At 66.8% G+C, this 22,318-nt stretch carries 21 protein-coding genes and 1 tRNA gene; 7 read left to right on the top strand and 15 right to left on the bottom strand.

Translation table 11 applies throughout. The annotated features are described in order from the left end of the window. Positions 1–21: 21 nt before the first annotated feature. From QMG28_RS01015 to QMG28_RS00990, 6 genes are all read right to left on the bottom strand, one after another. The gene (locus QMG28_RS01015; protein ID WP_281840294.1) at positions 22–3,069 is read right to left on the bottom strand and encodes a DNA translocase FtsK; all 3,048 of its coding nucleotides are present in this window, start codon (positions 3,067–3,069) and stop codon (positions 22–24) included. A 15-nt stretch (positions 3,070–3,084) separates the two neighbouring features. Further along, positions 3,085–4,266, bottom strand: coding sequence for an aminotransferase class I/II-fold pyridoxal phosphate-dependent enzyme (locus tag QMG28_RS01010; protein WP_281840293.1), 1,182 nt, complete (start codon positions 4,264–4,266; stop codon positions 3,085–3,087). A 142-nt stretch (positions 4,267–4,408) separates the two neighbouring features. Continuing rightward, entirely contained in the window at positions 4,409–5,740 is a 1,332-nt protein-coding gene (locus tag QMG28_RS01005) for an amidase (protein WP_281840292.1), read from the bottom strand. 53 nt (positions 5,741–5,793) lie between these two features. Further along, positions 5,794–6,378, bottom strand: a complete 585-nt coding sequence (locus tag QMG28_RS01000; RefSeq protein ID WP_281840291.1) for a transglycosylase SLT domain-containing protein — start codon at positions 6,376–6,378, stop codon at positions 5,794–5,796. 113 nt (positions 6,379–6,491) lie between these two features. Continuing rightward, positions 6,492–6,878, bottom strand: a complete 387-nt coding sequence (gene cueR, locus QMG28_RS00995) for a Cu(I)-responsive transcriptional regulator (protein ID WP_281840290.1) — start codon at positions 6,876–6,878, stop codon at positions 6,492–6,494. Beyond that, the gene (locus QMG28_RS00990) at positions 6,875–9,316 is read right to left on the bottom strand and encodes a heavy metal translocating P-type ATPase (RefSeq protein ID WP_281840289.1); all 2,442 of its coding nucleotides are present in this window, start codon (positions 9,314–9,316) and stop codon (positions 6,875–6,877) included. The genes cueR and QMG28_RS00990 overlap by 4 nt, the downstream gene beginning before the upstream one ends. Positions 9,317–9,458: 142 nt before the next feature. Here QMG28_RS00990 and QMG28_RS00985 point away from each other — a divergent pair, with 142 nt between their 5' ends. From QMG28_RS00985 to lpxK, 3 genes are all read left to right on the top strand, one after another. Beyond that, positions 9,459–9,659 (top strand): heavy-metal-associated domain-containing protein, encoded by a 201-nt coding sequence (locus QMG28_RS00985; RefSeq protein WP_281840288.1) that lies wholly within the window; start codon positions 9,459–9,461, stop codon positions 9,657–9,659. Between the two features lie 114 nt (positions 9,660–9,773). Continuing rightward, on the top strand, positions 9,774–11,066 hold the full coding sequence (locus QMG28_RS00980) for a 3-deoxy-D-manno-octulosonic acid transferase (protein ID WP_281840287.1): 1,293 nt from the start codon (positions 9,774–9,776) through the stop codon (positions 11,064–11,066). A gap of 3 nt (positions 11,067–11,069) precedes the next feature. After that, positions 11,070–11,996 carry a tetraacyldisaccharide 4'-kinase gene (gene lpxK / locus QMG28_RS00975; RefSeq protein ID WP_434784406.1) on the top strand — a complete coding sequence of 309 codons (927 nt, stop codon included), beginning with the start codon at positions 11,070–11,072 and terminating at the stop codon, positions 11,994–11,996. On the opposite strand, the gene QMG28_RS00970 is transcribed toward lpxK, so the two are convergent. Continuing rightward, complete coding sequence (locus QMG28_RS00970; RefSeq protein ID WP_281840286.1) at positions 11,993–12,652, bottom strand: DsbA family protein; 660 nt, start codon at positions 12,650–12,652, stop codon at positions 11,993–11,995. The two genes, lpxK and QMG28_RS00970, sit on opposite strands and share 4 nt — an antisense overlap. Positions 12,653–12,662: 10 nt before the next feature. Continuing rightward, positions 12,663–13,202 (bottom strand): DUF721 domain-containing protein, encoded by a 540-nt coding sequence (locus QMG28_RS00965; RefSeq protein WP_281840285.1) that lies wholly within the window; start codon positions 13,200–13,202, stop codon positions 12,663–12,665. 73 nt (positions 13,203–13,275) lie between these two features. Between QMG28_RS00965 and mutY the strand changes: the two genes are divergently transcribed. Continuing rightward, positions 13,276–14,334 carry an A/G-specific adenine glycosylase gene (mutY, locus tag QMG28_RS00960; RefSeq protein WP_281840284.1) on the top strand — a complete coding sequence of 353 codons (1,059 nt, stop codon included), beginning with the start codon at positions 13,276–13,278 and terminating at the stop codon, positions 14,332–14,334. Between the two features lie 67 nt (positions 14,335–14,401). Next, positions 14,402–15,541 (top strand): alkane 1-monooxygenase, encoded by a 1,140-nt coding sequence (locus QMG28_RS00955; RefSeq protein ID WP_281840283.1) that lies wholly within the window; start codon positions 14,402–14,404, stop codon positions 15,539–15,541. A gap of 101 nt (positions 15,542–15,642) precedes the next feature. Here QMG28_RS00955 and QMG28_RS00950 read toward each other — a convergent pair whose 3' ends face one another. The 3 genes from QMG28_RS00950 to QMG28_RS00940 all read right to left on the bottom strand — a co-directional run bounded on the left by QMG28_RS00950 (position 15,643) and on the right by QMG28_RS00940 (position 18,114). Beyond that, the gene (locus tag QMG28_RS00950) at positions 15,643–16,740 is read right to left on the bottom strand and encodes a site-specific DNA-methyltransferase (protein WP_281840282.1); all 1,098 of its coding nucleotides are present in this window, start codon (positions 16,738–16,740) and stop codon (positions 15,643–15,645) included. Between the two features lie 96 nt (positions 16,741–16,836). Next, positions 16,837–17,466 carry a ribonuclease HII gene (gene rnhB / locus QMG28_RS00945; RefSeq protein ID WP_281840281.1) on the bottom strand — a complete coding sequence of 210 codons (630 nt, stop codon included), beginning with the start codon at positions 17,464–17,466 and terminating at the stop codon, positions 16,837–16,839. Between the two features lie 123 nt (positions 17,467–17,589). Further along, positions 17,590–18,114: a hypothetical protein gene (locus QMG28_RS00940; RefSeq protein WP_281840280.1), complete on the bottom strand. Its 525-nt coding sequence runs from the start codon at positions 18,112–18,114 to the stop codon at positions 17,590–17,592. 168 nt (positions 18,115–18,282) lie between these two features. Here QMG28_RS00940 and QMG28_RS00935 point away from each other — a divergent pair, with 168 nt between their 5' ends. Both QMG28_RS00935 and QMG28_RS00930 read left to right on the top strand, forming a co-directional pair. Next, positions 18,283–18,585, top strand: coding sequence for a hypothetical protein (locus tag QMG28_RS00935; protein ID WP_281840279.1), 303 nt, complete (start codon positions 18,283–18,285; stop codon positions 18,583–18,585). Then, positions 18,557–19,258 carry a winged helix-turn-helix domain-containing protein gene (locus QMG28_RS00930; protein ID WP_281840278.1) on the top strand — a complete coding sequence of 234 codons (702 nt, stop codon included), beginning with the start codon at positions 18,557–18,559 and terminating at the stop codon, positions 19,256–19,258. The genes QMG28_RS00935 and QMG28_RS00930 overlap by 29 nt, the downstream gene beginning before the upstream one ends. 4 nt (positions 19,259–19,262) lie before the next feature. Here QMG28_RS00930 and QMG28_RS00925 read toward each other — a convergent pair whose 3' ends face one another. The 4 genes from QMG28_RS00925 to QMG28_RS00910 form a co-directional block, all read right to left on the bottom strand. Beyond that, positions 19,263–19,598 carry a hypothetical protein gene (locus QMG28_RS00925; RefSeq protein ID WP_281840277.1) on the bottom strand — a complete coding sequence of 112 codons (336 nt, stop codon included), beginning with the start codon at positions 19,596–19,598 and terminating at the stop codon, positions 19,263–19,265. Between the two features lie 100 nt (positions 19,599–19,698). Further along, positions 19,699–20,664 (bottom strand): ATP-grasp domain-containing protein, encoded by a 966-nt coding sequence (locus tag QMG28_RS00920; RefSeq protein ID WP_281840276.1) that lies wholly within the window; start codon positions 20,662–20,664, stop codon positions 19,699–19,701. A 370-nt stretch (positions 20,665–21,034) separates the two neighbouring features. Further along, positions 21,035–21,111 (bottom strand) — tRNA-Arg (locus QMG28_RS00915). 41 nt (positions 21,112–21,152) lie between these two features. Next, positions 21,153–22,217: a LacI family DNA-binding transcriptional regulator gene (locus QMG28_RS00910; RefSeq protein WP_281840275.1), complete on the bottom strand. Its 1,065-nt coding sequence runs from the start codon at positions 22,215–22,217 to the stop codon at positions 21,153–21,155. Between the last annotated feature and the right edge of the window lie 101 nt (positions 22,218–22,318).

Here is a 22,318-nt window from a genome sequence, read left to right as displayed (position 1 = left end):
AAACCCGTATGTTAGGCGATATCACGCCTGCTCGGGCACCAGAATCTCACGCTTGCCGACATGGTTCGACGGGCTGACGATGCCCTGATCCTCCATCTGCTCCACCAGCCGCGCGGCCTTGTTGTAGCCGATGGCCAGCTTGCGCTGGATGTAGGAGGTCGAGCATTTGCGGTCCTTCAGCACGATCGCCACGGCGGTATCGTAAAGCGCGTCTTCCATATCGGTGTTGCCGCCGGTGTTGAGGCCCAGCACCGCGTCGATATCGGCGGCCTTGTCCTCGTCCGGCCCCTCGACCACACCGGAGACGTAATCGGGCGTGCCGAAAGACTTGAGGTGGTTGACGATTTCTTCCACCTCTTCGTCGCTGACGAAGGGCCCGTGCACCCGGGTGATGCGCGCCCCGCCGGCCATGTAGAGCATATCGCCCATGCCGAGGAGCTGTTCGGCGCCCTGTTCGCCAAGGATCGTCCGGCTGTCGACCTTCGAGGTCACCTGGAAGCTGATCCGGGTCGGGAAGTTGGCCTTGATGGTGCCGGTGATCACGTCGACCGAGGGGCGCTGGGTGGCCATGATGATATGGATGCCCGAGGCCCGCGCCATCTGCGCCAGACGCTGGATCGCGGCTTCGATCTCCTTGCCCGCCACCATCATCAGGTCGGCCATCTCGTCGACCACGACGACGATATAGGGCAGCTTCTCGGGCGCGAATTCTTCCGTCTCGAAGATCGGCTCGCCGGTTTCCTCATCGAACCCGGTCTGCACGGTGCGGGAGAACATCTCGCCCTTGTCGAGCGCGTCTTTCACCCGGCCATTATAGCCCTCGATGTTGCGCACCCCCATCTTCGACATCTTGCGGTAGCGCTCTTCCATCTCGCCGACGACCCATTTGAGCGCCACCACGGCCTTCTTCGGGTCGGTCACCACCGGCGAGAGCAGGTGCGGGATGCCGTCATAGACAGAGAGTTCCAGCATCTTCGGGTCGATCATGATCAGCCGGCACTCTTCCGGGGTGAGCCGGTAGAGGAGCGACAGGATCATCGTGTTGATCGCCACCGACTTGCCCGAGCCGGTGGTGCCCGCGATCAGCAGGTGGGGCATCTTGGCGAGGTTGGCCACGATCGGATCGCCGCCGATATCCTTCCCCAGCGCCAGCGGCAGGCGCATGTTGGTGTCGCCGAAATCGCGGCCTGAGAGGATCTCGCGCAGCACCACCTTTTCGCGGTGCGCATTGGGCAGTTCGATCCCGATCACCGAGCGGCCCGGCACGGTCGAGACGCGCGCCGAAAGCGCCGACATCGAGCGCGCGATATCGTCGGCCAGGCCGATCACCCGGCTCGCTTTCAGGCCCGGGGCGGGCTCAAGCTCGTACATCGTGACCACGGGGCCGGGGCGCACGCTCACGATCTCGCCTTTCACGCCGTAATCGTCGAGCACGCTTTCCAGCATCCGGGCGTTTTCTTCCAGCGCCTCGTCGGAGAGATGATGGCGCTCGATGGCCACCGGGTCGGCCAGCAGGTTGAGCGGCGGCAGCTCAAACGCCGCATGATTGTCACCGAAATTGAGCGTCGGCTGCGCTTCGGCCCGGGCGCGGGTCGATGGCGCGGTCTTGCGCGTATTGTGCTGCACCACGGCTTTGGGAGCTGGGGCAGGGGCGGGGGTAAAGGCGGCTTCGTAATCCGGCTCGAAATCGCCGTCGAAGCCGGGATCCCAGTCCTCGTCCGGAGCCGGTTCGGCAAAGATGTTGAGCTCTTCGACCGGCGGTTCCGCCGGCATCGCCTGCGCTGCGGGCGGCTGTGCGGGCGCACGCATCACCGGCGGCTCGGCGCGCAGCACCTTGCCGCCCTGCGCGTCCTGCCTGGCGCGGGCGCGGGCGGCGGCGCTGGCGATGGCCGCCGACATCGGCGACATCGGCTCGCCCTGCGCCATGGTCAGCGGCGGCTCGTCCGGTGCGCCGGGATTACGGCGCGCCTTGAGCGCATTGGCGATCTTGGCGCTGATCCGGTCAGACGTGCCGGCCCCCTCGGGAACGTCGCCCTGGAACGCCCCGGCATCCACCAGTTCCGGCTCAAGATCGGGCATCGGGTCGGCATTGCGCTTGGCCAGACCCTGCACACGGGCGAGAAGGCCGGTGCGCTGTTGCGGTTGCGGCTGCGGCTGCGGCGCGGGGGTTGCGGCCAGCGGCGCATGGGGTGCGGCGACGGGGGCGGCTTGCGGCTGGGCGCGCTCCACCGGCGGCTCGGCGCGCAGCACGCGGGCGGCGCGCAGCGGCGGCGGCGCGGAAAAGCTCAGCTCTTCTTCATATTCCTCTTCGTCGTCGTAGACGGCGCGTTCGGCCCGGCGGCGGGCATTGCGCGCGCGCAGCGCCTGCGCCCCGCGCACGGCCCCGGTGGCACTCACCGCCGCGCCCACCGCGGCACCGCGTGCGCCGTGGCGCAGAACGGAGAGCAGGGCGGCATAGGAGAAGACGACACCGGCCAGCAGGAACCGGCCGAAACGAGTGACCTCGGGCAGCGTCACACCAAGCGCGAAGGCTCCGACGACCAGCATGGCCAGCCCGACAAGGAGCGACATCGTCTTGATTCCAAAGGCGGGATCGACGGGCAGCAGGCCCAGCACCGCGCCCAGCACCGTATCGCCGAACAGGCCGCCAAGGCCAAAGGTATGGCTCCACTCGGCGCCTGGCAGCAGCGTCGAGGCGTAGACGGCGGCCAGCGCCACGGCGATCGGCACGAAAACGGCCCGGCCCAGTGCGCGCTCTTCGCCCTGATGCATGATGAACCGCAGGCCCCAGGCTGCAATGGCGACGACGATGGCCCAGCTGCCTTTGCCGATGATCACGGCGAGCGGCGAGGCGATGAAGGCGCCGAAACCGCCGAACATGTTCTGCGCCGGCCCGTCGGTGGCCGAGAGCCAGCCCGGATCATCCGGCGCATAGGTGCCGAGGATGAGGCCGAGCACCCCGGCGAGTGCCAGCAGGACCAATCCCAGAAGCTCCATGCCCCGTTGCTCGATCAGAGCCTGCGTGGTGCTGTCAAAGATCGGGTCGCGCCCTTTAGCCTGATATGCCATGCCTCACCTCGTGCCTTATGCGTAGAGACAGCGCCGGATCGTGTTCAGCGCCGCTTCCGTTTCTTTCTTCGGGCCCACAAGGGCCACCCTTATATATCCTTGTCCGGGGTTCTTCCCGTCCACCTCGCGCGCGAGATACGCGCCGGGCAGCACCCGGACCCCGGTTTCCGTCCAGAGCTTCATCGCCGCCGCCTCGCCATCGGCTACCGGCAGCCAGAGGAAAAACCCGCCTTCGGGCGCGCTGTAGCCCGGCACACCTGCAAACACGGCATCCGCGATGCGGTATTTCTCGTGGTAGAGCGCCCGGCTGGCCTCCACATGCGCCTCGTCGGCCCAGGCCCGCTCGGCCACGCGCTGCAAGGGCAGCGACAGGGGGGCGCCGGCATAGGCGCGCAGTTGCTTCATCCGGCCGATGCTTTCGGGGCCGCCCGCGGCAAAGCCCGAGCGCAGCCCCGGCAGGTTCGACCGCTTGGAGAGCGAATGGAAGATCACCACGCGCTCCGGGTCGGCCCCGCCCTCGGTGGCCACTTCGAGCGCGCCCGGCGGCGGTGCGTCGCGCCAGATCTCAGAATAGCATTCGTCGGCGAAGATCTGGAAATCGTGCTTCTCGGCAAGCGCGATCAGGCCCGCCCAGTCTTCCCGGGTCGCCACCGCGCCCTGCGGGTTGGAGGGCGAGCACAGATAGGCGATGGCGGTGCGGTTGAGGATGTCTTTCGGCAAGGCGGCGTAGTCGGGCATAAAGCCGGTTTCGGCCGTTGCCGAGACAAAGACGGGTTCGGCCCCCACCGCCTGCGCGGCGACGGCATAAACCTGGTAGAACGGGTTGGGGATCAGAACCACCGGCCTCTGCCCGCGCACTTCTTCGGGGCACAGCGCCAGCGCGGCGTTAAACAGCCCTTCGCGGGTGCCGTTGAGCGCCATGACCTGCGTATCGGGGTCGGTGGTGACGCCATAGCGCCGCCCGATCCAGCCGGAGATCGCCGCACGCAGTTCTGGCGTGCCCTCGTTCGGCGGATATTTGGCGAAGCCATCGACATTCGCGGCAATCACCTCGCCGACGAAAGACGGCATGGCGTGACGCGGCTCACCGATGGTCATATGCACCACCGGCCCGCCCGGCGCATGCACGTCGAGCAGGCTCCGCAAACGCGGAAACGCATATTCGGGTAGCCCTGAGAACCGCTCGGGGAACGTCATCGCCTGTTACTGCCTCTGTGTTCGGGATCGTTTCGCCCCGATTTCACCCAGAATAGCGTGCTCGTGCGGCGTGGTCCAGAAAAAGGCGGGATAACAGCCGGTTGGGCGGCGATATGTGGCTTTTGGGGCAAACCGGCCCGGATCAGGCCAGCGCTGCCTCTGCCGCCGCCCCGATCCGAAGCAACCGTTCCTCGCTCATCGGCGGGCCGACAAACATGATCCCGGTCGAGGGCAGGCCGGTCGGAAGCGTAAGCGCCGCGCCGCCGGTGAGGTTGCCGATGCGCGTATTGTTGAGCGTGAGCAGGTTCTCGGTCACGTAATAGTCGTGGTCGTCGAGCAGCTTCTGCGCCTTGGGCGGCATGATCGCGGCGCTGGGCAGGATCACGGCATCGTAACCCGCCGTAAGCCGATGATATTCCACTCGAATTTGTGCGAGTTTTTGCTGCGCGGCGACGAGGTCGGCAGCGCTGAATCGCCCGCCCGCGCGGAACCGTTCTAGGATTTCGTGGAACATCAGCTCGGGCTGCGCCTCGATCTCGTCGCGCCAGGTCGCATAGGCTTCGGGCGTGTAGAGAATGGCCGACATCGCCAGCGCCTCGTCGATCACGCCGATATGCGCGCGTTCCACCACCGCGCCCGCAGCGCGCAGCCGCTCGACGGCGCTTTCAAACCCGGCGCGGGGCGCGTCGCGCAGGTCGCGGTAGCCGTTTTCGAGGATCAGAAACCGTGTGCCGGCAAGGCTCGCCCCGGTCAGATCGGCGCTGCGCGACCGGCCTTCGAGCGCGGCGAGAAACAGAGCGGCGTCTTCCACGTTGCGGCAAAGCGGCCCGACCGTGTCGAAGCTTGCCACCAGCGGCACCACGCCCCTGAGCGAGAGCCGCCCGGAGGTGGTCTTGAGCCCCACCAGATCGTTCCATGCCGACGGGATGCGCACCGAACCACCGGTGTCGGACCCCATGCCAGCCGGGGCCAGCCCGAAGGCCACCGAGGCGGCGGCGCCGGAAGAGGAGCCGCCGGGCACGGCATCGGGATCGTTCACGCAAGGCGGGGTTTCGGTCACCGGGTTCAGCCCGAGGCCGGAGAAGGCCAGCTCCGACATATGGGTCTTGCCAAGGCCCACCAGCCCCATTGCCGTGGCATTGGCGACCACGTCGGCATCGCTATCCGGCACCCGGCCCTTCAGCATGGCCGAACCGGCTTCGGTGGCGATGCCGGCCGTATCGAACAGGTCTTTCCAGCTCACCGGCACGCCGTCGAGCGGCCCGCGCCGTGTGCCCGCCTTCGCCCGGAGCGCGGCGGCTTCGGCCTCCGCCATGCCACGCGCCTCGGTGAGCCGTGCATAGATGCGGTCGCGCAGCGGATGGGCCTTGATCGCGCTGAAATAGACCGTGGCGAGATCGACAGGGTCAATCTCGCCCGCAGCGATCCCGCGCCCGAGCGCACCCGCGCTCATCCACAGCCACTTGTCCGCCATCGCCGCCTCCGTTTTGGCCGACGGTATCGGCGGACCCTGCGCGGCACAACGCCTTATCGTTTGCCGCAGAGCCTCAACTGCTGGTCATACATCACCGCCCGCGCCTGCACCTCGTCGGCGATCCGCAAGAGCCATGCCTTCGAGTTGTGGCTGCCCCGGTTATAGCCGGTGCGGCCCTCGTGATAGGCGAGGTACTGGTTACGCGCGTCATGCACCGGCACGCCGGTCTCGGCTGTGGTCTGGGTCATGTACCAGCCCATGAAATCGGTGGCGTCGCGGATATCGTCGCGTTCGGAAAAGCGGCTGCCTTCGGATCGCTGATATTCGTCCCAGGTGCCGTCCAGTGCCTGCGCATAGCCGTAGGCCGAGCTTTGGCGGCCCATGGGAATCACGCCGAGCGCATAGCGCATCGGTGTGCGGTTGTTGCCGATGAATTTCGATTCCTGATAGATGATGGCCATCTGAACCGGCACCGGCACATCCCATTTGCGCTCGGTCCGCTCCATGGCCTTCAGATATTTCGGCCTTTGCTGCACAATCGAACAGGCGTCGTCGAGGTTGCGCGGCGCCCGGAAATCGCTGCCGCCACATGAGGCGACAAGCAACAGAATTGCGATTGTGCGAAGAAGTCTGCTCATAGCCCCTCGCATCTTTTGTTTTATCGTTTTGCGGCATCTTAACCGAAACCGCCCCGCGAGGAAATGGGGTTGGCCAAGTTCGTGTATGCGCTGTGGCGGGGCGCGGGCGCGGCTCAGTCGCCGCTCATGCTGGCGAGGATCGGGCAATCGGGCCGGTGATTGCCCCGGCAGGCCAGCACCAGCGCCGACAGCGTGTCGCGCATCTCGGCGAGCTGGAGGATCTTGGCCTCGATCTCGTCGAGATGGCGCTGGGCGATGGCCTTCACATCCGCCGACGCGCGCGACTTGTCTTCGTAGAGCGCCAGCAGCGCGCGGCAATCCTCGATGGAAAACCCGAGCGCCCGGGCCCGCGCGATGAAGGCGAGGTTATGCACGTCCGTTTCGCTGAAATCGCGGTAACTGTTGGCGCTTCGGGCGGGTTTGATAAGGCCGATCTGCTCGTAATAGCGGATCGTTTTCGGTGGCAGGCCCGACGCCTCGGCGGCTTGCTTGATGTTCATGCCCGCACCCCCGCCCGGCGCAACCTCAGCGCGTTGGTCAATACGAAGGTGGACGACATCGCCATCGCGAAGGCCGCCAGCATCGGTGAGAGCATCGGCCCGCCGAACGGATAGAGCAGCCCGGCGGCGACCGGGATCAGCACCACGTTATAGCCGAAGGCCCAGAACAGGTTTTGGCGGATATTGCGCATCGTCTGTCGCGATAATGTGATCGCGGTGGCCACCCCGGTGATCTCGCCCGAGGCAAGCACCACATCGGCTGCGCCGATGGCCACATCGGTGCCGGTACCGATGGCCAGACCGATATCGGCGGCGGCGAGCGCCGGAGCGTCGTTGATCCCATCGCCGACAAAGGCGGTGGCCCCGTGCGCCGCACGCAGGGCCTCGATGGCCGAGACCTTGCCGCGCGGCAGCACCTCGGCGGTCACGTGGTCGATCCCCAGCCGCCGGGCGATGGCGTCGGCGGTGGCGCGCGTATCGCCGGTGATCATCGCCACTTCCAGCCCTTCGCGGTGCAGCGCGGCGATGGCTTCTGGCGTGCTGTCCTTGATCGGGTCGGCCACGGCGATCACCGCCGCCGCCACGCCGTCGATCCCGACATAGAGCGGCGTCTTGCCATCCGCCGCCAACGCGGCGCCGGCCTCGGCCAGTGCGCCCAGCTCGATCTTTTCACGCTCCATCAGGCGGGCGGCCCCCACCGCCACGTTGCGCCCGCCGATGCCGGCGCGGATACCAAAGCCGGGCAGGGCGCGGAAGCTCTCGGTTTCCGGCAGGGCCAGCCCACGTTCCTCAGCGGCCGCAAGGATCGCAGCGGCCAGCGGATGCTCCGATTGCGCCTCCGCGGCGGCCACCAGCCGCAGCACCCCGGCTTCGTCCTGGCCATCGGCGAGCACGATGTCGGTCAGCGCCGGGCGGCCCTCGGTGAGCGTGCCGGTCTTGTCGAAGGCCACCACCTTCACCCCTTCCATGACCTGAAGCGCATCGCCCTTGCGGAACAGCACCCCAAGCTCGGCCCCCCGCCCGGTGCCGACCATGATCGAGGTGGGCGTGGCCAGCCCCATCGCGCAGGGGCAGGCGATGACGAGCACGCTCACCCCGGCAATCAGCGCAAAGCTCAGCGCAGGGCTCGGCCCGAAGGCGAGCCAGGCGAGAAAGGTGAGCGCCGCCGCGCTCATCACCGCGGGCACGAACCAGCGCGTGATCCGGTCGACGGTGGACTGGATCGGCAGTTTTGCCCCCTGCGCCTGTTCCACCAGCCGGATGATCTGCGCCAGCGTGGTATCGGCCCCCACGCGGGTGGCCTCGATGCGCAGTGCGCCGGTGGTGTTGACGGTGCCGCCGGTCACCGCGTCGCCCGGCCCCTTGGCCACGGCGAGCGGCTCGCCGGTGATCATGCTCTCGTCGATATGGCTCTCGCCTGACAGCACCGTGCCATCGGCGGCCACCGCTTCGCCGGGGCGCAGCACGATCACGTCGCCGGGGCGGATCTCATCGGCGGAGATTTCCACCGCACCGCCATCGCGCTCGACCCGCGCCGTCTTTGGCTGCAACTGCATCAACGCACGGATCGCGGCGCCCGTGCGCCCCTTGGCGCGCGCCTCCATCCAGCGCCCGAACAGGATCAGCACGATGATCACAGAGGCGCTTTCGAAATACACATTCGCCGTGCCTTCGGGGAACAGCCCCGGCGCGAAGGTGGCCAGCGTCGAATAGGCGAAGGCCGCCGAGGTGCCCATCGCCACCAGCGAGTTCATGTCTGGCGAGCCGTGCAGAAGCTGCGGGATGCCCTTGGTGAAAAACCTTTGCCCCGGCCCGGCGAGCACGATGGCGGTCAGCAGAAACTGCGCGATGCGCGAGGTCTGCATCCCGATCGTCGCGTTCACCCAGTGGTGGAACGGTGGGTAGAGATGCCCGCCCATCTCGACGATGAAAACCGGCAGCGTCAAAGCGGCGGCGACAATCGTGAGCCAGCCCAGCCGGGTCATCTCGGCCTGCTTGCGCTTTTGCACATCCTGCCCGTCGCTCGACCGCAGGGCAGCCTTGAAACCAGCAGATGAGATCAGGCCCGCCACCTGCGAGGGCGCGATGGCCCCGGCGGCGATGGTCACGCTTGCGGTATCGGTTGCAAGGTTCACGCTGGCCGAGAGCACGCCCGGCGCGGCTGTGAGCGCCTGCTCCACCTTGGCGACGGAGGCGGCATCGGCCAGCCCCTCGACGGCAAATTCGAGGTGGTCGGTCACCACCGGATAGCCCGCTTTGGCCAGCGCCTCGGCGGTGCGGGCGAGGTCGGCGGGATCGTCGAGCGAGAACGAGGCGTTCTCGGCGGCGAGGTTCACCACCTGGCCGTGGACGAAGGGAAGCTCATCGAGCGCACGTTCCACCTTCCCCACGCAGACGGCGCAGGTCATCCCTTCGACTTGCAGGGTCATATCGGTCATCGCGGGCCTCCGCTCTTGCATTCGCGCAACAGGTAAGGGTTCCAATGACTGGAAGGTCAAGGGCTGAGCGCGATATCACGTGGATTTGTCATTGACCGGCGGGTGGGCGCGTTCCTAGCTGAGTGCAAAGAAGGAGATCGCCATGAGCAAGTTTTCCGTTCCCGATATGAGCTGCGGCCATTGCAAGGCCACGATCGAAACCGCGCTGCTCGACGCCGATGCGGGCGCCGAACTGAGCTTTGACATGGAGGCGCGCGAGGTCGAGGTCGACAGCACGCTGGCCACCGCCGAGGTTCTCGCTGCGATGAAAGACGCGGGCTACCCCGCAAGCGAGATCGCCTGAGCCCTTTTCCCTCTGCGCGCCTTCGACTAGGCTCGCGCCGATGGTGATCAGGGCGGAAGGCGAATGGCGATGCACCCCCACCGCATGGCGAAGCAACCGGGTGGGAGGTAGGCCGTGGCGTCGCATCCCGGCATAGCCCTTGCGCTGTTTCTGGCGTCGCAAAGACCGGGCGGGCGCAGCCGCGCCGAGCGGCGGCTCCAGCGCGAATTGGCGGCCGGTCGCGAGGATGCCGACCGCGGCAGCGAGCGGCTGGGCGCGACGAGCCTGCCGCGCCCGCCGGGTCCGCTCGTCTGGCTGCATGTGGGCAGCGAGGCCGAGGCGCTGGGCATTCCCGAACTGATCGACCGTCTGCGCGAGGAGCGCGACGATCTGGGCGTGCTCATCACCACCGCGCGCCACGGGCCGGACGAACTCCTCGCCGCCCGCCTGCCGCGCGATGTGGCGCTGCAATTCTCGCCCTATGGCACCGGCCCCGGGGTCGATACCTTCCTCCAGCATTGGCGGCCCGATCTGGCCGTCTGGGCCGATAACCGACTGGAACCGGCCCTGATCGAAGCGGCGGGGCGGGCCGGGATCGAGATGTTTCTGGTCGATGCACGGGTGCCCGAACGGCCCGGCTGGCGCTGGTTTCCGGGGCTGCGCCGGGCGCTCCTGAAGCGCTTTTCGCATGTTCTTGCCGGCGATGAGCGGGCCGCGGCGGGGCTCAGGGCGCTGGGCGTGGCCGAAGATCGGATCGAGGCGATGGGGTTCCTCCAGGAAGGCACCGCGCCGCTCCCCTGCAGCCAGGCCGAACGCGACACCATCGCCGAAATTCTCGCCGCGCGCCCGGTCTGGCTCGCCGCCGGGGCGACGGCGGGCGAGGTGCAGATGGTGGTCGAGGCGCACCGGCAGGCGATGCGCGGGGCGCATCGGCTGCTGCTCGTTCTCGTGCCCGACCCGTTGGAAGACGGCCCGGCGCTCGCCGCCGCGCTGGAGGCCGATGGCTGGGTCGTCGGCCTGCGCTCGGGCGACGATGAGCCGGAGCCGGAGGTGGAGATCTTCGTGGCCGATCTCGGCGACGAGCTTGGCCTGTGGTATCGGCTGTCGCCGATTTCGCTGATGGGCGGCACGCTGATGGGCGAACAAGGCGCGCGCAACCCGTTCGAGGCTGCGGCGCTTGGCTCGGCGGTGCTGTTTGGCCCGCATCTGGGGCTGTGGCGCGAAAGCTACGAGCGGCTGCGCGATGCCGGGGCGGCCCGTGCCGTGGCCGATACCGCCAGCCTTGCCCGCGCTGTGGAATTCCTGCTTTCCCCCGACAAGGTGGCCGAGATGGCGGCAGCGGCCTGGGAGGTGACCACCTCCGGTGCCGAGGCGACCGACCGGATCGTCGCACTGGTGATCGAGGCGCTCGATAAGCGGGGGGTGTGAGCATTGGCGCCGGTGTTCTGGTATCGCCCGGCGGGGCCGCTGCTGCGCCTCCTCGGCCCGCTCGCACCGGGCCGCCGTTTGCCAGCTGCACCCGCCCGCCTGCCGCCGGTGCCGGTGATCTCGGTCACCAGCCTGTCGCTCGGCGGCACCGGCAAGACGCCGACGGTGATCGCTATTGCCCAGCGGCTCGCCATGCAGGGCCGGGCGGTGCATGTGGTGACGAATGGGCCGGGTGCGCCCGCGATGGTCGACGAACGCCACGACGATCCGTCGCGCGTGGGCGACGAGCCGCTGCTGATCGCCGCTTTCGCACCCACCTGGATCGCCGCCGACCCGGCCGAGGGGGTCCGCGCGGCGGCTGAGGCGGGCGCCGGGATCGTGGTGTTTGACGGAGATCTGCCGGGTGCGAAGGCGCGCGTGCTGGTCGAGGATGCGCTGCGTGGCTTTGGCAATGGCTATGCCTGGCCGCTCGGTCCGTTGAAGCGCAGGCTGTCTGACGGGCTTGCCGGGGCCGATCTGCTGGTGGCCATCGGCCCGGACCGCGCGCAGGCGGAGTTTGCCGCCAAATGGGCCGTGCGCCTGCCCTGCCCCATCGCCGCCGCACACCTCGCGCCCCTGCCCACGGGAATGGACTGGGAGGGGCTCGACGTGGTCGCCTTTGCCGGGATCGGTGCGCCGGAGCGCTTCTTCGCCACGCTGAAAGGTCTGGGCGCCAACCTCGTGCGCGCGCAGGCGCTCACCGATCATCAGGACCTCACCCCGGCGCTGATGACGCGGCTCGAAAATGAGGCGCGCTCGGCCCGTGCCCAGCTTGTTACAACGGAAAAAGACGCGGTGCGTCTGCCCCGCGCCTTTCGCCAGAAGGTGGTGAGCCTGCCGGTGCGCCTCGAACTCGGCGACTGGGCCGCATTCGAGGCGTTGCTGGCTTAGCTGTCGGCCAGTTTCTCGTCGATGATCGCGGCGAGGTCGTTGAACGACATGTTCGAGTGCTTGTCGCCGTCGATGATCAGCGTCGGCGTGGCGTTGATGTCATCGGTCTCGGCATGGGCCTGGAAGGTGGCGACGAGCCGGGTGGCCAGCGCCTCATCCTTCAGGCAGGCATCGACCTGCTCTTCGGTGAGGCCGGCGGTCTTGCCCATCTTGGTCAGGTTGGCGAGAATCTCGGTCGGGTCGCCCGAACCGATCCAGTCTTTCTGCTGGTCGTAGAGCATGCCGGCAATGCCGAAATACCGCACCTCGCCGCCGCAATTGGCGAGCAGCCCGCCCCAGAGCCCGAACCGGTCAAAATACACTTCGCGGTGAATGAAGCGCACCTTGCCGGTGTCGATGTAATTCGTTTTCAGCTTCTTGAACTGGTCGCCGTGGAAGTTGGCGCAATGCGGGCAGGTGAAGGAAGCGTATTCGATCACCGTTACCGGCGCGGCGTCGTCGCCGAGCACGTAGTCGGGCATCAGCTCCACATCGGCTGCCGCGTCCTGCCCCAGAGCGGGGGCGACGAGCGCGTCGGTCGCGGAGCGGCCAGACAGCCAGGCGCCGCCGGCGAGAACGAGGATCAGGGCTGCGATGGCAGGCAGGATACGGGTCATGTGTTACCTTTCAGTCGGCCGGGTGTTTCCGGCGGGATAGAACGTTTTGCGCCAGCGCCTCAAGGGCTTCGCGCAGATCGGCGTTTTCGATGCCCGCCGCGCTTTCATGCGCGCGGGCGGCAATCTCGGGGTCCGGCGCACGGGGCGCGGGCTTCGGCTGCCGGGTGAACTGGGCCTGCCCCTCGGCAAAGCCGGTGGGCGCGGTCTGGGTGAGCCGCACGCGCGAGATCGCGGCATAGCCGTAGGTGGCGTTCACCTTCTCGCGGATGCGCTCCTTCTGCATGTCCAGCATCGGCGCGTTGGCCCCGGTGGTGAGCAGAACCAGCGTGGCGCCGAACCCGCCGGAGCGGCCATAATTGACCTCGACGGGCCGGGCGATGCGGGCGATGTCCGGCCCGGCGATTTCGTCCCAATGGGTGAGCAGACGGGTCACGGCAAAGCCCCGGGCTTCGCCTGCCTCGCGGATGCGCTGGGTGAGCAGGGCCGAGGTACGCTCGAACCCTCGCCGCCGACGCTCCGGTTTGTCTGTTTGCCTGGTCGTCACTGGCATCCTCATGTGCTTGTGGGATACTAAGCCGCGCGGCAAGGTCATGCCACTTCAAAGCACTGACAGGACATAACACATGCGTGACGCGGGCGAGATGGCGGAGGAATTGCTGGGCTGGTATGACCGCCACGCCCGGGTGCTGCCGTGGCGCGTGAACCCGGCACAGCGCGCGGCGGGCATCCTGCCCGATCCCTATGCCGTCTGGCTGTCGGAGATCATGCTGCAGCAAACCACGGTGGCGGCGGTGCGCGATTACTTCACCCGCTTCATGGCGCTCTGGCCCGATGTTGCGGCGCTCGCGGCGGCCGACGATGCGCGGGTGATGGGCGAATGGGCCGGGCTCGGCTACTACGCCCGCGCCCGCAACCTGCTCAAATGCGCCCGCGTGGTGGCGGGGGAGCTGGGTGGCGTGTTTCCCGATTCCGCCGAGGGGCTGCGCGCCCTGCCGGGCATCGGCCCCTATACGGCCGGGGCCATTGCCGCCATCGCCTTCGACCGGCCCGAGCCGGTGGTGGACGGCAATGTGGAGCGGGTCATGGCGCGGCTCTTCCGGATCGAAACGCCGCTGCCGCGGGCAAAGCCGGAGATGCGCGACAAGGCCGCCGCAATGACGCCCGCCACACGCCCCGGCGATTATGCGCAGGCGGTGATGGATCTGGGCGCGACGATCTGCACCCCAAAATCGCCCGCCTGCGGCATCTGCCCATGGCGCGAACCGTGTCAGGCGCGCGCGGCGGGGATCGCCGCCGATCTGCCCGCCCGCGAAGCGAAAAAGCCCAAGCCCGTGCGTCTGGGCATTGCCTATGTCGGGCGGCGCGAAGACGGCGCCTGGCTGTTGGAGACACGGCCCGAAAGCGGGCTGCTCGGCGGTATGCTGGGCTGGCCCGGCGGCGTCTGGGGCGACACGGCCGAGGATCTGCCCCCGGTCGCGGCCAATTGGCGCGATCCAGGCGAAGAGGTGCGCCACACCTTCACCCATTTCCACCTGCGCCTTGCGCTGCGGGTGGCCGATCTGCCCGCCGATTGCCGGCCCGTGCGCGGCAGTTTCGTGCCCCGCCTGCGCCCGACCGATCTGCCGACGGTGATGCGCAAGGCCTACGACCTCGCGCGGCTGTCGTTCGGCGCCGCCGAGTGACATTGCCGCACCCGTTGAGCCGATGCATCCCGCCGCGTATGCTCAGGGCAGTCTGAAAGGGTGTGTTATGGTTCCCGCTACCGAAGTTGCCAGTTTCCGCCATGCGGTGCCCTATTGGGTGTCGCTCCTGCTCCTGCCGCTTGTGTGGCTGTCAGCCACCTATGGCGGCTGGGCGCTCTTGCTGCCGCCCGCCGGTGCGTGGTGGCTCTATACCGCGCTCGATGCCGTGCTCGGGCGCAATTCCGACAACCCCGACCTTGAGACCCGCGACGCCGATCTGTTCTGGTACAAGGTCATCACCTGGATCTGGCTGCCGATCCAGGTGGCGATGATCTACGGCACGATCTGGTATGTGACCGGGTCCGACCACCTCACCGGCTGGGAAAAGCTCGGCGTGTTCTTCGGTGTGGGCGTGCTTTCGGGATCGGTCGGGATTGTCTATGCCCATGAGCTTCTGCACCAGTCCGACAGGTTCGAGCGCTGGCTCGCCGACCTGCTGCTCGCCACGGTGCTCTATTCCCACTTCCGCACCGAACATCTGCTGGTGCACCACCCCTGGGTGGGCACGCGGCGCGACGGGGTGACGGCGCGCTATAACGAAGGCTTTCACCGCTATTTCGTCCGGGTGCTGTTCACCGGGCTGACCTCGGCCTGGCACGCCGAAACCGCGAAGCTGGCGCGGCGCGATCTTGCGCCGCTCGACGGGGCCAATCCGTTCTGGCGCTACTGGGCGCTGCAGGCGGGCGCGGCGATCCTTGCCGTGCTGGTCGGCGGCTGGGAGGGGCTGGGGCTGTTCGCGTTCCAGGCCATCGTGGCGATCTGGCAGCTCGAAATGACCAATTACGTGGAGCATTACGGGCTGACCCGCAAATATCTGGGTGACGGCAAATACGAGCCGGTGCGCCCGCACCATAGCTGGAACGCCGATCACCGGGCGACGAGCTGGCAGTTCATCAACCTGCAACGCCATTCCGATCACCACTACAAGCCCGCCCGGCGCTACCCGCTGCTGCAGACCTATCCCGACGCCGAAGCGCCGCAATTGCCCTTCGGGTATGCGGCGATGGGCTTTGTGGCGATGGTGCCGCCGCTCTGGCGGCGGGTGATGAACCCGCGCGTGCGCAAATGGCGGGCCGACCACTACCCCGAAATCACCGATTGGGGGCCGTATAAACGCGGCGAGTTTCCCGCGCCGGAGCTGCGCTAGGGGCGGCATCCGATGCAAAAAAGGCCCCGCCACAAGGGCGGGGCACAAGTTGGGTGCCCCGGCGCGAAGCCGCAGGCACAGGCGGTACCTCGTTGAATTCTTTATGACATCTCGGCCCGGATCTGCTGGCGCAACACGTCGATGGGCACGGTCTTGCCCTCGCGCTTGAAGTGCCAGTAGGTCCAGCCGTTGCAGGAGGGCGCGTGCTCCAGAGCCGCGCCGACCTGGTGGATCGAGCCCTTGGCGTCGCCCGAAATCAGCGTGCCGTCGGCGCGCACCTTGGCAAGCTGTCCGCGCGCGTTCATCAACACCTCGCCGGGGCGCAGCATCCCGCGCTCGACAAGCTGGCCGAAGGGCACGCGCGGCTCGGCGCGTTTGGAGGCGGAGACGGTCAGCGCCTCCTTGTCGAATTTGCGAATCCTGGCGAGCCGCTTCTCGGCGGCGTTGCGATAGCTCTCTTCGCGCTCGATGCCGATATATTCGCGGCCCATCATCTTGGCGACCGCGCCGGTGGTGCCGGTGCCGAAGAACGGGTCGAGCACCACATCACCGGGATTGGTCGTGCCGAGGATCACCCGGTGCAGCAGCGCCTCGGGCTTCTGCGTCGGGTGCGTCTTGTCGCCGTTCTCGTCCTTCAGCCGCTCATGGCCGGTGCAGATCGGCAGCATCCAGTCCGACCGCATCTGCACCCCTTCGTTCAGCGCCTTCAGCGCCTCGTAGTTGAAGGTGGGCCGCGCCTCTTCCGACTTCGACGCCCAGATCAGCGTTTCATGCGCATTGGTGAAGCGTTTGCCGCGGAAATTCGGCATCGGGTTCGACTTGCGCCAGATCACGTCGTTGAGGATCCAGAAGCCCTGGTTCTGCAGCTCGGCCCCCATGCGGAACACGTTGTGATAGGAGCCAATCACCCAGATCGCGCCGTTCGGCTTGAGCAGCCGGCGGGCAGCGGCAAGCCAGTCACGGGTGAATTCGTCATAGATTTTGAAGCTGTCGAACTGGTCCCAGTGGTCGTCGACGGCATCGACCTTGGAATTGTCGGGCCGGTGCAGATCGCCCTTGAGCTGAAGATTATAGGGCGGGTCGGCGAAAATGAGATCGACGCTGGCTTCCGGGAGGGAATTCATCACCTCGATGGAGTCACCGGCAAGGATCTGGTTCAGCGGCAAGTCGGGCACCGCTACGCGAGTCTGTTTGGTCATTTGTCTGCCTCTGTCCCCGGCACATTTGTGCTCGTTGTTGAGGCTAAGGATGAGTCAAAGGCGATTCGCGGTCAAATTCTTTTTTGAATCAAGCACTTACGTTTTTTCTTGATACAAGATATTGTGCACGGGCCGGAACGAACGCCTATGGTGTGGGGTCACACCAAGATTTTGGAGCGCCGAAATGTGGCTTTTTGACGGATATCCGGCATTGCTCTCCCAGCCATAACCGGGGTGCTGTTGCGCGAGGTCCACCATGATCCGGTCGCGCGTCACTTTCGCCATGATCGAGGCGGCGGCGATGGAGAGCGAGCGGCCATCGCCCTTGATGACCGGCTCCGCCGGAAGCGTCAGGCCACGTGGCAGCAGGTTGCCGTCGATCAGGGCGTGATCGGCGGCGGGGATCAGCCCGGCCAGCGCGCGGGTCATCGCCAGATGCGAGGCGCGCAGGATGTTGATCTCGTCGATCTCTTCCACGCTGGCATGGGCGATGGACACGCTCGCCGCTTCCATGATCGCCTCGAACAGTGCCTCACGCCGCCGGGCGGTGAGCTTTTTTGAATCGTTCAGCCCTTCGGGGATGCGGGCGGGGTCGAGCACCACGGCGGCGGCGGTGACCGGCCCGGCGAGCGGCCCGCGCCCGACCTCGTCCACCCCGGCCACGCGGGTGGCCCCCGCCGCCAGCGCGGCGGCCTCGAAGCTGAAATCCGGTCCGTCTTTCGTCATGCCGCTTGGGTCGCCCATGCTCGCGCCCGGTGCAAGCAAAAAGGGCGGGGGGCACATGGCCCGCCCGCCCAGGGGAGCACGGCGAAACCTGCGACAGCCGCGCCCCCGGCTCGATATGCCGTATCAGCGCCGCGCGTCGCGGCCACGGCTGCGTTCGTCCTCGCGGTAGCCGTAGCGCGCGAGGCAGCTTGCGTCATAGGCGCGGATATCGTGCCGGCCCGGCCCGTCGATGCGCTTTTCGCAGCGGTCGGGCAGGTAGGGCCAGTGGTTGAAGCTGCGTTGAAGGCACTGGCTGCTGTAGTAGCTGCCCCGGTCGCGGCCATGATTGACCGAAAATTCGCATTGCGCCGGCAAGAGCTTGCGCGGATCGGTGCGGGTGCGGCCGTGATCCCAGCGGTTCGGCTCCGGGTCGCGCCTTGGGGTATAGTGGTGCGGCGTGGGCGTGGACTTGTGGCCTTTCTGCGTGGCCGCATTGGCGACGATACCGGCGGTGATCAACGCAAAGACCGAGGCGGCGGCGATGGCGCCAATGGTCTCTTCGTTTCCGGCACGCGCCGGGCTGGCGGCAAGCGGGCTGAGCGCGAGGGCCGCGGTCAGCGTGGCGATCATGGCCGACCGTGCGGACAGTTTGAAAAAGCTCCGGGTCATGTCTTGTCCTTTCCTGTTGGCCGGCATTGCGCCGGGGAAGATCGAGGTGAGACAAGGCTGGAGCGGGTGGCGCCGGACAAACAATAACGCCCCCTCGCTATCGCATATCGCCGGGAGCAGGGCGGTTTGATATTGAATATCCACCCCGCCCCGCGCAGGGTCGGGCGCATGAAACGCATCGCCGCTACCCTTGGCCTTTCGGCCCTTCTCAGCCTCGCGGCCCTGCCTGCGGCGGCGGAGTGCTATGCCGATTACAAGGCCAAGCGCGACGATCCCCTGCGGCTGCATTACGGCGTGATCGCCCTGCCGGACCCTGCCTGCGCCAGCCGCGAGGCGGCGGCGGAGGCGATTGCCGCGCGCATTCGCGTCGAGGGCTGGACGCTGCTTTCGGTGGTGTCGGTCTTCGGCGAAGCCGGTCTGGACGACGAGAAAAGGAGAGAGAGTGCGGGAGACTACTTCCTCCGTTACTGAAGCGCGCCAGACCGGAAACCGGGTGGTGCTGATCGGGGTCGCGGCGGTGGTCGCGATCCTCGGTCTGGCGGCTGTCTTCCTGTTTCTCAATCTGCCCGACGCCAATGCCTTCAACGCCCGTGTCGAGCAGATCTTCGTCGAGAACGATCTGACCAGCGAAGCCGAGATCAGGCTGCTTGAAATCCTCGCGCAATCGGGCACCGCCTTTTCCGATACGCTCGCCTCCTATCGGGTGGTGATCTTCGTGCTGATGCTCTTCGCCACCGGGCTGCTGGTGGCCGCGCTTGTCTTCGTGCTCACGATCATCGCGCTCAACCGGCGCATGGGCGAGATCGAGCGCGCCGGCATACAGGTGAATTCGCTGATCATCAGCCGGGCGGACCGGACCGTTTATCTCAACAACATGGAATTCAGCCTGACCGAAGCGGCCATCGAAACCCTCTCGGTTCTGGCCGAAGCGCGGATGGACGATGTCGTGCTTTCGGGCGCCGAGCTGGAAGCGGTGATCTCGGGCCGCAATGCCGCCGATTGCGACGAGGCGGCGGGCGCAACCCGGATCAAGCGGCTGCGCGATGCGCTGGGCAACCAGCTCATGGCCGAGCTGCTGGTGCGCACCATCGCCCGGCGCGGCTACATGCTCTCCATCGACAAGGACGTGATCCGCATGATCTGAGCCGTCACGGGGCCAGATAGGCAGGATCGACGCGGCGCCAGAAATGCAGAAGGTCATGGGCCTTTGCCGGGCGCTTGCCGAGGCTTTCCACAGCATAGATATCGGCCGAGACCAGCGCCGCCATGCGGTAGGCGAGCGGGCCCGCGCCGCTCATCCCGCCCGTGCCCACCAGATTGTCTTCGATCATCGCGGCGGCGGAGGTGAGGGCGAAAACCACTGAAAGCGCCGGGCTTTCCGGCCAGCGCTCGCACATCCGGCGCACCAGCGCGCGGCGGCTGTCGCCGCTGCCTGACAGCAACGCCTTGAGCGCGAACGCGATCATGTCGTCAATCTCGGCCACCCGATGCACCCCTGTTGGCCCGGTTCTACGCCGCAAAGGCGATTCCGCCCACGATAAAACGCAGAAAATTGTCCGATCCGGTGGCGGATCGGCCGCCGGATCAGTCTTGCGCGCGCAGAAGCATGGCGACCGGGTCGCCAAGCCCCTGCCGAAGCGCAGCCCTCTCGGCGCGATTGAGCCGCCGTGGCGCCTGGCGGAAGGTCAGGATCCGAACCAGCAGATGGGCCGGCGAGCGGACGGTGCAGCCGGCGATGTCGGGCTGCTCCGGCACGGGCTGGCCGAACGCAACGGCGATGCCGGTCTTGACGAAGTTGCGTCCGCACCATTGCGCATGGGCGATCGTGCCCCAGAAACGCGCATTGCATTCGAGCAGGTGCAGCGTGCCGTCCTGGTCATTCACCAGCGCATCGAAATCATAGACGCCGGTCAGCTTAAGCTCCCGGGCGATCCGGCGGGCGGCCTCAAGGAAGGTGTCGTTGGCGAGATAAATCACCTTGGACCCGTCGCGGTCATGTGCCGAGTTGCACAGCACCTCGCCGTCGACGGCGAAAATGTCGAGCCCGATATCGCGCCCGTCCACTCTGCTCTGGGCGACCATCGGGCCGTGGTCGTAATCCGGATTGTCGAGCACCTCGCGGGTGAGCGCAGCCCGGTCCGCGGCGATGACCAGCCCCTCGCTCTGCCCCAGCCCGGTGGGCTTGATCACCATCGGATAGCCAAGCTCCGCTTCAAGCGCGTCGGCGTCGATGGCGGACTTGTCCGGCAGATGCACCGCTTTCGGTATCGGCAGGCCGAGCCTCTGGCAGAGCTGCTGAAAGCGCCACTTGTCGTTCAGTTCCTCGAATTGCGCCTGGCTGGGCATGGGGAAGACCGGGGTGGAAAGCTCGCCCTTGATCGCCACCAGCGCGGCCTGCCCGTCGAAATCGCCCGGCATGACGAGATCAATCCTGTAGCGCGCGCACAGCTCGTTCACCCGTTTCGCCAGTCCGGCGCGGTCATTTTCGTAATCGGCAAGCTCAAGATCGACGAATTTGCGGCAATAGCGCGAAAACCGCAGCGGCCGCATGGCCCGGCCCCCGGCCACAACCGGCCGTATCCCGGCGCCCCGAACGCAATACAGAACGGATGTGGCAAGGCCCCGTCTGGCGCAAAGCAAGAGAATGTTCGGTTCGGCTTCAGTACCCATCGTGATGAAAATGTCCCCCGACACCGGATGGCTGAAAAACTGTATGTTCTGAAGCAGCGATAAAAATGTGCTGCCGACTGGTTCAAATCGACGTGGGCAAACTTGCCCTCCCGTTCACCAATACCGGACAGGGGAGATTCGTTCACGCGATCCTCACGAAAACGTTAGATCAATTCGAGCGCTCGGTCCATCGTAGCGATGCGCCGATAGCCTGAACTTGCAGCGTGGCGTGAATGACGGTGGGGAGCGCTGGCGACCCCGGCAGGATTCGAACCTGCAACCTGCCCCTTAGGAGGGGGCTGCTCTATCCAGTTGAGCCACGGGGCCGCGCGCGGCCTTGATGCCGCGTTGCGCCGGGATTGTCTACGCTATTCCGGGTAGTCGCCGCCGGCGGGGCGGGCGCGCAGCGTGTCGCCGCGGCTGATCGTGGGGCTGAGCTCGATCCGTTCTCCGGCCATCTCGTCGCTCCCCGCCTCGACGCGCGCGGCGATGATCTCGGCGGCGCGCCGGCCGATCTCTTCACGGCCCGAATCCATCGTCGCGAGCCGTTTCGAAAAGCCGTCGAGCAGCGAGATGTTGTTGAACCCGGCCAGGCCGAGCCGCCCGGGCACGTCGATCCCGGCATCGAGGCAATGCAGTAGCCCGCCGACGCCGATCTTGTCGTTCGAGTAATAGACGAAGTCGACCTCGGGGCTGCGTTCGAGCACGCGGGCCGTCATCTCGCGGCCCTTGGCCAGCGATGAGCCGCCGTCGTAGAATTCCTGGTCGACGATCTCCAGCCCCTTCTTGGCGAGCGCCTCGGTGAAGCCCTCGAAGCGTTTGCGTGCGCGGTGATCGAGCGGCATCTTGGTGCCGAGAAAGGCGATCTTGCGGTAGCCCGCCTTCATGATCGCCTCGGCCATCATCCGCCCGGCGCGGCGGTGCGAGATGCCGACCATCGAATCGATCGGAGTGCCGTCCGTATCCATGATCTCGACCACGGGAATACCCGCGCCGCGCAGCATTGCCTTGGACGCGTCGGAATGTTCAAGCCCGGCGATGATCACGCCGGAGGGCCGCCAGGAGAGCATTTCATACAGCACTTTTTCCTCGCGTTCCGGCAGGTAATTGGTGACACCGACCACCGGCTGCAGCGGAGTCTGGTCGAGCACTTCCGAGATCGCGGTGAGCACTTGCGGAAACACCATGTTGCCGAGCGAGGGGATGATCACCGCCACCAGGTTCACCCGCTGCGAGGCGAGGGCGCCGGCGATCTTGTTGGGCACGTAGCCCAGCTCCTTGGCCGCCGTCAGCACCCGGGCGCGGGTGGAATCGCTCACATCTCCCCGGTTGCGCAGAACCCGGCTCACGGTCATCTCAGATACGCCGGACGCTTCTGACACATCCCGCAGGGTGAGCGGGCGTTTGGCGGGTTTGTGGGGTTCGTCGGTCACGGCATGGCCTCTCTGTCGCGCACGGTATTGTATGAATGTTAGCGGACGAACACCCGTAGCGAAAGCCATAAAACCAAGGCAGATACCGGTAACATGCCGGG

Origin of the sequence: Sinisalibacter aestuarii (genome assembly GCF_027923545.1) — a bacterium.
Classification (GTDB): Bacteria; Pseudomonadota; Alphaproteobacteria; order Rhodobacterales; family Rhodobacteraceae; genus Sinisalibacter; species Sinisalibacter aestuarii.
This window is presented reverse-complemented; position numbering and strand designations above follow the sequence as displayed.